This window comes from Curtobacterium sp. ABR8 (genome assembly GCF_057812125.1).
The window spans coordinates 1,834,657-1,846,896 of the sequence record NZ_CM173818.1 but is presented as its reverse complement, the minus strand read 5'-3'; the positions used below and the strand labels follow the sequence as shown (position 1 = coordinate 1,846,896).

The window sequence follows — 12,240 nt, the reverse complement described above, 5'->3', positions numbered from 1 at the left end:
TCCGCAGGGGTCAGGTGAGTCCGAGCTCGCGCGCGACGGCGTCCGGGTGCTCGACGTGGGCGAAGTGCCCGCAGTCCTCGAGCAGCACCGTGCGGAGCTGCGGCACGAGCTCCCGCACGGCCTCGAGGTCCGAGACGCGCGCGAACACGTCGTCGCGCCCGGCGATCGCGGTGACCGGGCAGGCGATGTCGCGCCAGCGACCGAGGTCGTAGCCCGCCGCGGTGCGTGCCGCGTCCGTGAACCGGGTCGGCCGGAGCTCCTGGACGAAGGCGTCGAGCACGCTGCGGTCGAGGCGTCGCACGTGCGTGAACACCGGCGCGGCGAGCAGCGGCAGCAGCCCGACACGGGACAGCACCCGGAGCACCGGCCGCGCAGCCTCACCGGTGATCGACAGCCCCGCACGCAGCAGGGTGAACGCCGGCAGCGTCCGGACCGCCCGGACGGGGTGCCGTGCGGCGTCCGCCGTCGCGACCGTCGTGCCGGACACCAGGGCCACCGACCGCACGCGCAGGGGCACCACGACCGCCAGGTGCATCCCGACGAAGGCGCCCATCGAGTGCCCGAGGACGTCCACCGTCGCGATCCCGAGCGCGTCCAGCACCGTGGTCAGCGACCCGGCGACGTCGTCCAGGTCGAACGGGTGTGCCGGTGCCGGCGACGATCCCCATCCCGGCAGGTCGACGAGCACGAGTCCCCGGTCGCCGACGCCGTCGGCAGCGGTCAGCAGCGGGGTCCAGGTCGACCAGGACCCCGCGACGCCGTGCAGCAGCAGGAGCGGGTCGGGGCCGGGCCGGTGGTGCACCACGACGGGTCCGGCGGGCGTCGGGACCTCGGTGCGCCGGAGGTGCCACGTGGCGGGCGAGGGCGACACCGGGTACGGGGCGTAGGCCTCGGTGGTGACCACACGGTCACGTGCGTCCGTGTCGATGGCGTGCACCGTGCCTCCTGTCAGCTGTCGACGCGGATGCGTCGCAGGAGGGGTTCGGAACGCTAGCCGACCGGGACGGGTGCGGCGCAGGCGGCGAGCCGGTCGAGGGCCGCCTTGTACTCCGCGACGTCGCGCTGCAGGCCGGGCTCGGTGATGATCGATGCCTTGATGCGGCCCTGCACGTCGATCACGAAGGTCGCGCGGGTGGCGAAGCCCTTGTGCTCGAGGAAGACGCCGTACTCCTTCGACACCGCGCCGTGCGGCCAGAAGTCGGCGAGGAGCTCGAAGTCGTAGCCGTTGAGCTCGGCGAACGACCGGAGCGTCGCCTTGGAGTCGACCGAGATGCCGATGAGCTCGACGCGCTGGTCCTGGAACATCGCGACGTTGTCCTGCAGGGCGCAGAGCTCGTTCGTGCAGTTCGACGAGAACGCCAGCGGGAAGAAGACGAGTGCGACCGGGCGGTTGCCGCGGAAGTCGCTGAGTCGGACGTGCTCACCGAACTGGTTCGGGAGCTCGAAGTCCGGCGCGAGAGAGCCGATCTCGAGAGCCATCGGTAGGTGTGCTTCTTCCTCGGGTGTGGGGTGTGCCCGTCGGGTCCGTGCGCACGCGGGTCGCGTGTGCACGATCGGCCATGCTACGCCGACGACACGCGAAAGCAAGCACCCGTCCACCTGCACGGCACCATCAGCATCCGAGTCGGTGCTGGGGCCTAGAGTGGACGGGGCCCCATCCGGTCGCGACCCGACCACCGGAGCCACCATGTCCACCACCACGAGAACGAACGAGGTCAAGGGTGACGGTGAACGACCAGGACCCGTACAGCACCGGGGCGAACGACCAGGACCCGCAGGAGACCGCCGAATGGCGTGAGTCCCTCGACGGATTGGTCCAGACCCACGGACACCAGCGCGGTCGCGAGATCATGCTGAGCCTGCTCAAGCGGTCCAAGGAACTGCACCTCGGTGTGCCGATGGTCCCGACGACGGACTACGTGAACACCATCGCGCCGGAGAACGAACCCGAGTTCCCCGGCGACGAGGAGCTGGAGCGCCGGTACCGCCGGTGGATCCGCTGGAACGCGGCCATCACGGTGCACCGCGCGCAGCGTCCGGGCATCAGCGTCGGCGGCCACATCTCGACGTACGCGTCGAGTGCCGCGCTGTACGAGGTGGGCTACAACCACTTCTTCCGTGCGCAGGACCACGCGTCCGGCGGCGACCAGGTCTTCTTCCAGGGCCACGCCTCCCCCGGCATGTACGCCCGCGCCTACATGGAAGGGCGTCTCGGCGAGGACCAGCTCGACGGGTTCCGTCAGGAGAAGTCCCACGCCGGCGGCGGCCTGTCGTCGTACCCGCACCCGCGCCTCATGCCGCACTTCTGGCAGTTCCCGACGGTGTCGATGGGCATCGGCCCGATCAACGCGATCTACCAGGCGCAGCAGGCCAAGTACCTGACCAACCGCGGCATCAAGGACGCCTCCGACCAGCAGGTCTGGGCCTTCCTCGGCGACGGCGAGATGGACGAGGTCGAGTCGCGCGGACAGCTCCAGGTCGCCGCGAACGACGGTCTCGACAACCTGAACTTCGTCATCAACTGCAACCTGCAGCGGCTCGACGGTCCGGTGCGCGGCAACGGCAAGATCATCCAGGAGCTCGAGGCGTTCTTCCGCGGCGCGGGCTGGAACGTCATCAAGGTCGTCTGGGGGCGTGAGTGGGACGACCTGCTCGCCCGCGACACCGAGGGCGCGCTGCTCAACCTGATGAACCAGACGCCGGACGGCGACTACCAGACGTACAAGGCCGAGAACGGCGCGTACGTCCGCGAGAACTTCTTCGGGCGCGACCCGAAGGCGCTCGAGCTCATCGAGGGCTACAGCGACGACCAGGTCTGGAACCTCAAGCGCGGTGGCCACGACTACCGCAAGGTCTACGCCGCGTTCAAGGCCGCGACCGAGCACAAGGGCCAGCCGACGGTCATCCTGGCGAAGACGGTCAAGGGCTACGGCCTCGGCCCGAGCTTCGAGGGGCGCAACGCGACCCACCAGATGAAGAAGCTCACGCTCGACAACCTCAAGCAGTTCCGCGACGAGATGCGCATCCCGGTCACCGACGCGCAGCTCGAGGAGAACCCCTACACGCCGCCGTACTACCACCCGGGCAACGACGACGAGGCGATCCAGTACATGCACGAGCGTCGTCAGGCGCTCGGCGGCTACGTGCCGGAGCGTCGCACGAAGTACACCTCGATCACCCTGCCCGAGGACTCGAAGTACCAGGTCGTGAAGAAGGGCTCCGGCAAGCAGGAGATCGCCACCACCATGGCGTTCGCCCGACTGCTGAAGGACCTGCTCCGCTCCCCGGACTTCGGCGACCGCGTCGTCCCGATCATCCCGGACGAAGCGCGCACGTTCGGCATGGACGCGTACTTCCCGTCGGCGAAGATCTACAACCCGAACGGCCAGCACTACACGTCGGTCGACCGGGAGCTCCTGCTGGCCTACAAGGAGAGCCCGCAGGGCCAGATCATCCACGTCGGCATCAACGAGGCGGGCGCCCTGGCGGCGTTCACCGCGGTCGGCACCTCGTACTCGACGCAGGGCGAGCCGCTCATCCCGGTCTACGTCTTCTACTCGATGTTCGGGTTCCAGCGCACCGGCGACGCGATCTGGGCGGCGGGCGACCAGATGGCCCGCGGCTTCATGATCGGCGCCACCGCCGGTCGCACGACCCTGACGGGTGAGGGCCTGCAGCACGCCGACGGCCACTCGCTGCTCCTCGCGACGACGAACCCGGCCGTGGTGTCCTACGACCCCGCGTACGGGTACGAGATCGGGCACATCGTGCAGGCCGGCCTCGACCGGATGTACGGCACGAACGAGGACGGCTCGCCCAAGCACAGCGACCCGAACGTCATGTACTACCTGACGGTGTACAACGAGCCGATCGTCCAGCCGGCGGAGCCCGAGGGCGTCGACGTCGACGTCGACGGGATCGTCAAGGGCATGTACCTGCTCAAGTCGAGCGAGCACGACGGCCCGAAGGCCCAGCTGCTCGCGTCCGGTGTGGCCGTGCCGTGGATCCTCGAGGCGCAGCAGCTCCTCGCAGAGGACTGGGGTGTCTCCGCCGACGTCTGGAGCGTCACGAGCTGGGGTGAGCTGTACCGCGACGGTCTCGACGCGGAGCAGCACGCGTTCCTCAACCCGAACGAGTCGCCGCGCACGCCCTACGTCACCGAGCGCCTGCTCGCCACCGAGGGGCCGGTCGTCGCGGTCAGCGACTTCATGCACCAGGTGCAGGAGCAGATCCGTCCGTTCGTGCCGACCGACTACGCCACGCTCGGCGCGGACGGCTTCGGCTTCTCGGACACCCGTCCGGCCGCGCGCCGCTTCTTCCACATCGACGGCCCCTCGGTCGTCGTGCGGACGCTGCAGCAGCTCGCCCGCCAGGGCAAGGTCGACGGCGCACTCGTCCAGCAGGCGATCGACAAGTACCGCCTGCACGACGTGACCGCCGGCACCACGGGCAGCGCGGGCGGCGAGAGCTGATCAGCCGGTGACGCCAGTCCGACCGGACACCGAGGGGCTGTCCAAGGCCCAGAGCCAGGAGAGCGCGCGCGAGCGGGCGCTCTCCTGGCTCCGTCAGGTGTCCGGGGAACTCTCCACCGCCACCATCAAGCGGCTCGAGGACACCCTCCCCTGGTACAGCGAGATGCCACCGGGGCGCCGTTCGGCCGTCGGGCTCGTCGCCCAGGCGGGCATCACCTCGTTCATCAGCTGGCTCGAGGGCACCGCGTCGACGCCGTGGATCGCCGCGGCCGACGTCTTCGGTTCGGCTCCGCGTGAACTCCTGCGCTCGGTGAGCCTGCAGCAGACCCTGCAGCTCATCCGCGTGGTCGTCACCGTGGTCGAGGAACGCGCCGCCGACGACGAGATGCTGCAGGAGGCGATCCTCAAGTACTCGCGGGACATCGCCTTCGCGGCGGCGGACGTCTACGCGCGCGCCGCCGAGGCCCGCGGGCTGTGGGACGCCCGACTCGAGGCGCTCGTGGTGGACTCGATCCTGTCGGGCGAGTACGACGACGAACTCCCGTCCCGGATCGCGGCCCTCGGCTGGCACGGACACGGCGAAGTGGCGGTGCTCGTCGGCACGGCGCCGAAGCAGCTCGAGGTCGACCAGGTGCGCCGCACCGCCCGCCACATGGACGCCGACGTGCTCGTCGGGGTGCAGGGCTCGCGGCTCGTCGTGGTGATCGGCCGCTCCACCCCGCGGGACGACGTGCCCGAGGGCGAGGACCCGGTCTCGTTCACCGCCATCGCGCAGGCGCTCGAACCGCTGTTCGGCGAGGGCCACCTGGTCCTCGGCAACGAGGTCCCCGGGGTCGTCGACGCCTCCACCAGCGCGAAGGCGGCCCTCGCCGGGTTCGCCGTCGCACGCGCCTGGCGGGGCGTGCCGCGTCCGGCACTGGCCGACGACCTGCTGCCCGAGCGTGCCCTGGCCGGCGATCCGCTCGCCCGGTCCGCCCTGGTGCAGCGCATCTACGTGCCGTTGAAGGACCAGTCCACCGAACTCCTGCAGACCCTGTGGTGCTACCTGGACACCGGGCGGTCACTCGAGGCCACGGCGCGCGAGCTCTTCGTGCACCCGAACACCGTCCGCTACCGCCTGCGCCGCGTCGCGGACATCATCGGGTGGGACGCCACGCACGCGCGGGATGCCCTGATCGTGCAGTCCGCCCTGATCCTCGGCGCCATGTCGGAATCGGCCACGGGTCGTCGCCGGATCACCCCGCGCCGGTAGGGATCCGACAATGTCACGCGGGGTTTCGTGTGGGAAGCCCACACGGGCCCCGCGGTGCATGAGCGACAGGATTGTCCGGTGATCGTCGTCGTCGCGCCCGGACAGGGCTCCCAGACCCCCGGCTTCCTCGCCCCCTGGCTCGAGGACGCCGCCGTTCGTGAACGCGTCGGGCAGTGGTCCGAGTCGATCGGGGTGGACCTCGCCGCGCACGGCACCACGTCGGACGCCGACACCATCAAGGACACCGCGCTCGCACAGCCGCTCATCGTCGCCGCCGGTCTCGTGACCGCCGACGCCCTGCTCGCCGACGGCCGCCGTGCGCTGGTCGGCGGGGTCGCCGGACACTCGGTCGGCGAGTTCACGGCCGCCGCGGTCGCCGGGATCCTCGAACCGACCGACGCCGTCTCGCTGGTCGCCGAGCGCGGCCGGGCCATGGCGGACGCCGCTGCGCTCGAGCCGACCTCGATGGCCGCCGTCCTCGGTGGCGACGCCGACGGGGTCGCGGCCGCACTGCAGCAGCACGGACTCGTCCCCGCGAACCACAACGGTGGCGGCCAGACCGTCGTCGCCGGCGCCGCCGACGCCATCGCCGCGCTCGTCGCCGACCCGCCCGCCAAGGCCCGCGTGATCCCGCTCGCGGTCGCCGGTGCGTTCCACACCCGGTACATGGCCCCCGCCGTCGAGCGGGTCGCCCCGGTCGCCGCCGCCGCCACGGTGCAGGACCCGACCCTGCCGATCTGGACGAACGCCGACGGCTCCCGGGTCGACGACGGTCGCCGGTTCGTCGACCTGATGGTCCAGCAGATCGCGAACCCCGTGCACTGGGACGCGGTCATGGAGTCCTTCTCCGCCGCCGGCGTGACCGGCATCATCGAGCTCGCACCGGCCGGTGCCCTCGTCGGCCTGGCGAAGCGCGGCCTGCGCGGCACGCCGTCCGTCGCCATCAAGACCCCCGAGGACCTGCCCGCAGCGATCGACCTGCTGCAGCGCGCGGGCCAGGAAGCAGACGCATCCGCATGACCGAACGCCCCGCACTGTCCCAGCGCCGCGGCCACGAGTTCACCCGCATCCTGGCGTTCGGCGCCGCCCGCGGCGAGAACGTCGTGCCGAACGACGACCTCGTCGGCCCGATCGACTCGTCCGACGAGTGGATCCGCCAGCGCACCGGGATCATCACCCGCAAGCGCGCCGGCAAGGACGTCGAGGCCGTCGACCTCGCCGAGACCGCCGCGCGCGAGGCGATCGAGAAGGCCGGCATCGAGCCGTCGCAGATCGGCGTCGTCCTGGTCAGCACCGTGACGCACACCGTCGCGACGCCGTCGATGGCGTCGCTGCTCGCCGAGCGGATCGGCGCCACCCCCGCGGCCGCGTACGACATCAGCGCCGCCTGCGCCGGGTACGCCTACGGCATCGCCCAGGCCGACTCGTTCATCAAGTCCGGACTCGCCGACCACGTGCTGGTCGTCGGGGCCGAGAAGCTCAGCGACGTGGTCGACCCGACCGACCGTTCGATCTCGTTCCTGCTCGGTGACGGCGCCGGCGCGGCCGTCGTCGGCCCGAGCGACTTCCCCGGCATCGCCCCCACCATCTGGGGTTCCGACGGCTCCAAGTGGGACGCCATCGGCATGACGGCGACCTACAACGAGTGGGAGGCCGGCGCACCCCGCCCGACCATGCGCCAGGCGGGCCAGACGGTCTTCCGCTGGGCCGTGTGGGAGATGGTCAAGGTGGCCCGCGAAGCCCTCGAGACCGCCGGCGTCCGGCCGGAGGACCTCGCCGCGTTCGTGCCGCACCAGGCGAACATCCGCATCATCGACGAGTTCGCGAAGCAGCTCGGCCTGCCCGAGTCGGTCACGATCGCCCGCGACATCACCACCACCGGCAACACCTCGGCCGCGAGCATCCCGCTCGCCACGCACCGCCTGCTCGAGGAACACCCCGAGCTGTCCGGCGGGCTCGCGCTGCAGATCGGCTTCGGTGCCGGACTCGTGTTCGGCGCGCAGGTCGTCGTGCTCCCCTGAACCCACCCGGCCGCGCACCCGCGCGACCACCCCGACCAGCCTCCGGGCGCGAGCACGCTGCGTGCCCTAGGCTGGTCCACGGTCAAACGACACCCCCTCAAGGAGAAACTCATGGCCCTGTCCAACGAAGAAGTCCTCGCCGGCCTGGCCGAGCTGATCAACGACGAGACCGGTATCGCCACCGACACCGTCGCCGCCGACAAGTCCTTCACGGACGACCTCGACATCGACTCCATCTCGATGATGACCATCGTGGTCAACGCCGAGGAGAAGTTCGACGTGAAGATCCCGGACGAAGAGGTCAAGAACCTCAAGACCGTGGGCAACGCGGTCGACTACATCGTCAAGGCCCAGGCCTGACACGAGCTTCCTGAGCGCCGCGGCCAGCGGTCACCGTCGGCCGCGGCGCTCATCTTGTTCCCCAACGAAAGAACCGTCGTTCCATGACCAAGAAGACCGTCGTCGTCACCGGGATCGGTGCGATCTCACCCCTCGCCGCGACTGCCCCGGAAACGTGGGACGCGCTGCTCGCCGGCAAGTCCGGCATCACCCGCATCGAGGACCCGCGCTACGCCGAGCTCGAGCTCCCCGTGGAGTTCGCCGGCCAGGCGCGCCGGTTCCTCACCGATCAGCTCACCCGCCCCGAGTCGAAGCGCCTGGACCCGTCCTCGCAGCTGTCGCTCGTCGCGGCGCGTGAGGCGTGGGCCGACGCCGGCATCGACGCCGAGTCCGTCGTCCCCGAGCGCCTCATCGTCGACTGGGCGACCGGCATCGGCGGTGTGAACACCCTGCTCGACGCGTGGGACACCCTGCGCGAGAAGGGACCGCGTCGGGTCCTGCCGATGACGGTCCCGATGCTCATGGCGAACGGCCCGGCCGCGGCCATCGAGATGGAGTTCGGCGCCCGTGGCGGCGCCCGCACCTACCTGTCGGCCTGCGCCTCGTCGACCGAGTCGCTGGCCGAGGCCTACCGCCACGTCGCCGACGGGGACGCCGACATCGTGATCACCGGTGGCGCCGAGGCCGCCCTGCACCCGCTGCCCCTGGCGGCGTTCGCGGCGATGCAGGCCCTGTCCCGCCGCAACGACTCCCCCGAGACCGCGTCGCGTCCGTACGACGTCACGCGTGACGGCTTCGTGCTCGGTGACGGCGCAGCGGCGCTCATCCTCGAGTCGAAGGAGCACGCCGAGGCCCGCGGGGCGACGATCTACGCCGAGGTCGCCGGAGCCGGCATCACCTCGGACGCGTTCCACATCACGGCACCGGACCCCGAGGGCAGCGCTGCCGCCCGTGCGGTCCTGCAGGCGCTCGACCACGCCGGCGCCAGCCGCGAGGACGTGGTGCACGTCAACGCGCACGCCACCTCGACGCCGGTCGGCGACGTCGCCGAGTACCACGCGATGCGTCGCGTCTTCGGCGACCACCTCGACGACATCGTCGTGTCGGCGACCAAGGCGTCGACGGGTCACCTGCTCGGCGGTGCCGGTGCGATCGAGGCCGCGTTCACGGTCCTCGCCCTGCACAACCGCGTCGCACCGCCCACGATCAACCTGCACGACCAGGACCCGGAGATCGTCATGGACGTCGCGCGCGAGCCGCGTGCGCTGCCCGACGGTGACCTGCTCGCGGTGAGCAACTCGTTCGGCTTCGGCGGCCACAACGCCGTGGTCGCGTTCCGCAGCGTCTGATCCGTCGCACCCTGCCAGGAGGCCCGTCCCGCGTCGTCGGGGCGGGCTTCCGTCGTCCGGTGGCGCTGTCCAGGGTCCGGCCCGCGGGGGCGTGTGTCCGTCAGCCGACGCGGTGCAGCCAGACGACGGGGTTGCCCTCGGCCGCGTGGCGGAAGGGCTCGAGCTCGTCGTCCCATGCCTGGCCCAGGGCGAGTCGGAGCTCGCGGTGGAGTTCGAGCGCGTTGCTGCCCGCGACCTCCATGGCGTAGCGGACGCGGTCCTCGGGGATGACCATGTTGCCCGTGACGTCGGTCTGCGCGTAGAACACCCCGAGGTCGGGGGTGTGCATCCAGCGGCCGCCGTCGGACTCGGTCGTCGGTTCCTCGGTGACCTCGTAGCGCAGGTGCTCCCAGCCGCGCAGCGCGGAGGCGATCGCGGCACCGGCACCCACCGCACCGGTCCACGTGAACTCGGTCCGACGTGCACCGTCCTGTGCCGGCTGGTCGAGCCACGAGAAGTTCACGGCGCGGTTCATCGCGCGACCTGCTGCCCATTCGACGTGCGGGCAGAGCGCGCGGGGTGAGGAGTGCACGTAGAGCACTCCTGTCGTCGTTCCGTTCACGGTTCCTCCGATACGTCAGGTGCGACTTCCCCATCGACCTGGTGCGGAGGATCCGAGCGGCTGCGAGCCACGGAACCATTCGGTATGCGATTGTGATGTCCGTACAGGACACGCCCATTATGCAGCGTTCCGGCTGGGAACGGCAAGGACCTCGCCGGGTGCGATCCGGTTCAGTGCAGGACGGTGCCCGCGGCGTCGACGGGGTGCCGCTCCCCCGCCGTGATCGGCACGGTGACGCGGTTGTCCTCGGGTGGGATCGGGCAGGCGAACTGGTACGAGAACGCGCATGGCGGCAGCACCAGCAGGTTCCAGTCGAGCTCGACCGGGCCTGCGGCGCCCGGGTCGTCGAGGTACAGGAACCGACCCATGGAGTACGTGCTCCCGGGGTCGTCCTCGGGCAGGGCGCTCGTGGCGTCCTGCACGATGAGCTGCAGCCGGGGTGCACCCCGGAACGCTGCCGACCGGACCGCGACGAACCGGACCGTGGTGCTGCCGACGGCCGTCTCGATGTGCCCGGCGACCGGAAGGGCGTCGCCGGCGGCGTCGAGGACGCTGCCACGGGCCTCCCGGTCGTCACCGGGACCATCCCCCAGCGGGACGTACGTGCCGGACCGCACCCAGTCGTCGGACCGGTCGAACCGGGCGATCCGCGCGAACCGCTGGATCGGCTCCGCCGCCGGGTCCCAGACGCGCAGCGTCGAACCGGACACGGTGCCCGCGAAGCCGTCGGGGAACACGACGACGGACGGCACCACGGCGGTGTCACCGGCAACGAGGACGGTGCCGTCCACCGGCGCGTCGTCCACGACGACGCCGTCGGCCGCGGCAGCCGTCACGGTGAGGCCGCCTGCCGTCGGCGCCCAGGTGCCCGGCACCGGCCACACCGGCTGCGGGTGGTCGACGCGCTGGGCGTTCACGAGCGCGAGCGGACCCCGGGGGCCGCGCGCCCAGCGATCGCGTTCGCCGACGTGCGCGGCGAAGGCGGCGTCGGTCACGCCAGCTCCTGGCGCGGGTAGATGACCTTCTGCACGATGATGATGACCGACGCGGCGACGGGCAGGGCGACCAGGGCACCGAGCACGCCGCCGATCGTGCCACCGGCCACCGCGGCGATGACCACGAGAGCACCGGGCACCTGCACGGCACGCGACATGATGCGCGGCGAGATGAGGTAGGCCTCGACCTGCATGTAGACGAGGTAGTAGATCGCCGCGGCAAGGGCGGTCGCGGGCGACGCGAACAGGCAGAGCAGCGAGATCACGACCGCGGCTCCGAGGGTGCCGACGAGCGGGATGAGCGACCCGAGGAACGCGAACGACGCCAGCAGCACCGGCAGCGGCGCACCGATGATGAGCAGGAACACCAGGCTCAGGATGCCGTTGATGAGCGCCTGCGACACCTGCCCGACCACGTACCGACCGACCGCCTGGGTGATCTGCTCGCTGACGTCGATGAAGTTCTCGCGGCGCGACGCCGGCACGAACCGGTACGCCGCACGCTTCATCCCCCGCATCGACGCGAGGAAGTAGAGCATCAGGATGAGGACGATGAGGACGCCGGTGAGCCCGGACAGGATGCCGCTGCCGACCGCCAGGATCCCGCCGCCGACGCTGAGCAGGTTGCCCGGGTTCTCGACGAACGACTGCACGGACTCGAGGGCGTGGTCGATGTCGAACGACCCGGCGAACTGCTTCGACAGGTCCTGCACCCACTGCTGCTTCGAGATGTCGTCGACGACCTCGGGGAAGTTCTGGATCAGGTTCGTCGCCTGCTCGACCAGGATCGGGACGACCGCGAACACGACGGCGGCGAACACCCCGAGGACGCCCACCACCACGATCGTGATCGCCGCCCACCGCGGGATGATCCGCTCGAGGAACGACACCAGCGGGTCGATGCCCAGCGCGAGGAACAAGGCGACCCCGATGTAGACGAGGACGGTGCTGAGCTCGCCGATGATGGTGCCGGCGAGCAGCGCGACGAGCACACCGATGGCACCCATGAACCCGATGCGGAAGGCGTTGACGCGCACGCCGGTGCCACCACGGGTCACCTCGAACGTCACGTTGGGCGTCGGGCTGTGGTCCTCTTGCTGCGGTGTGTCGCGCTTTCTCGGCAGGTGCACGTAGGGCGGGCGGGACTTGAACCCGCGAATCGTTCGGTTATGAGCCGACTGCCTTGACCAGCTTGGCTACCGCCCCTCGAC

11 protein-coding genes and 1 tRNA gene are annotated in these 12,240 nt (G+C 70.8%); 6 read left to right on the top strand and 6 right to left on the bottom strand.

The window, feature by feature from the left end:
- Positions 1-10 precede the first annotated feature (10 nt).
- On the bottom strand, positions 11-937 hold the full coding sequence (locus ACXKZB_RS08870; protein WP_488825739.1) for an alpha/beta fold hydrolase: 927 nt from the start codon (positions 935-937) through the stop codon (positions 11-13).
- A 53-nt stretch (positions 938-990) separates the two neighbouring features.
- Positions 991-1,479, bottom strand: coding sequence for a peroxiredoxin (locus tag ACXKZB_RS08865; protein WP_222660854.1), 489 nt, complete (start codon positions 1,477-1,479; stop codon positions 991-993).
- A 242-nt stretch (positions 1,480-1,721) separates the two neighbouring features.
- Here ACXKZB_RS08865 and aceE point away from each other — a divergent pair, with 242 nt between their 5' ends.
- The 6 genes from aceE to ACXKZB_RS08835 all read left to right on the top strand — a co-directional run bounded on the left by aceE (position 1,722) and on the right by ACXKZB_RS08835 (position 9,433).
- Positions 1,722-4,472, top strand: a complete 2,751-nt coding sequence (gene aceE / locus ACXKZB_RS08860; RefSeq protein ID WP_488825737.1) for a pyruvate dehydrogenase (acetyl-transferring), homodimeric type — start codon at positions 1,722-1,724, stop codon at positions 4,470-4,472.
- Positions 4,473-4,509: 37 nt separating this feature from the next.
- Positions 4,510-5,724, top strand: a complete 1,215-nt coding sequence (locus ACXKZB_RS08855) for a PucR family transcriptional regulator (RefSeq protein WP_111085717.1) — start codon at positions 4,510-4,512, stop codon at positions 5,722-5,724.
- A 78-nt stretch (positions 5,725-5,802) separates the two neighbouring features.
- Positions 5,803-6,744, top strand: coding sequence for an ACP S-malonyltransferase (locus ACXKZB_RS08850; protein ID WP_488825735.1), 942 nt, complete (start codon positions 5,803-5,805; stop codon positions 6,742-6,744).
- Positions 6,741-7,745 carry a beta-ketoacyl-ACP synthase III gene (locus ACXKZB_RS08845; protein WP_123312869.1) on the top strand — a complete coding sequence of 335 codons (1,005 nt, stop codon included), beginning with the start codon at positions 6,741-6,743 and terminating at the stop codon, positions 7,743-7,745. Before ACXKZB_RS08850 ends, ACXKZB_RS08845 begins: the two co-directional genes overlap by 4 nt.
- 111 nt (positions 7,746-7,856) lie before the next feature.
- Positions 7,857-8,105: an acyl carrier protein gene (locus ACXKZB_RS08840; RefSeq protein WP_017886710.1), complete on the top strand. Its 249-nt coding sequence runs from the start codon at positions 7,857-7,859 to the stop codon at positions 8,103-8,105.
- 83 nt (positions 8,106-8,188) lie between these two features.
- Positions 8,189-9,433 (top strand): beta-ketoacyl-[acyl-carrier-protein] synthase family protein, encoded by a 1,245-nt coding sequence (locus tag ACXKZB_RS08835; RefSeq protein ID WP_123312870.1) that lies wholly within the window; start codon positions 8,189-8,191, stop codon positions 9,431-9,433.
- A 100-nt stretch (positions 9,434-9,533) separates the two neighbouring features.
- Here ACXKZB_RS08835 and ACXKZB_RS08830 read toward each other — a convergent pair whose 3' ends face one another.
- The 4 genes from ACXKZB_RS08830 to ACXKZB_RS08815 form a co-directional block, all read right to left on the bottom strand.
- A complete protein-coding gene (locus tag ACXKZB_RS08830) occupies positions 9,534-10,013 on the bottom strand; it encodes a DUF3145 domain-containing protein (RefSeq protein WP_111085700.1) in 480 nt (159 codons plus the stop codon).
- A gap of 191 nt (positions 10,014-10,204) precedes the next feature.
- Complete coding sequence (locus ACXKZB_RS08825; RefSeq protein ID WP_488825734.1) at positions 10,205-11,029, bottom strand: DUF1684 domain-containing protein; 825 nt, start codon at positions 11,027-11,029, stop codon at positions 10,205-10,207.
- The gene (locus ACXKZB_RS08820; protein ID WP_311316883.1) at positions 11,026-12,099 is read right to left on the bottom strand and encodes an AI-2E family transporter; all 1,074 of its coding nucleotides are present in this window, start codon (positions 12,097-12,099) and stop codon (positions 11,026-11,028) included. The genes ACXKZB_RS08825 and ACXKZB_RS08820 overlap by 4 nt, the downstream gene beginning before the upstream one ends.
- A gap of 61 nt (positions 12,100-12,160) precedes the next feature.
- A tRNA-Ile gene (locus ACXKZB_RS08815) sits at positions 12,161-12,235 on the bottom strand.
- Between the last annotated feature and the right edge of the window lie 5 nt (positions 12,236-12,240).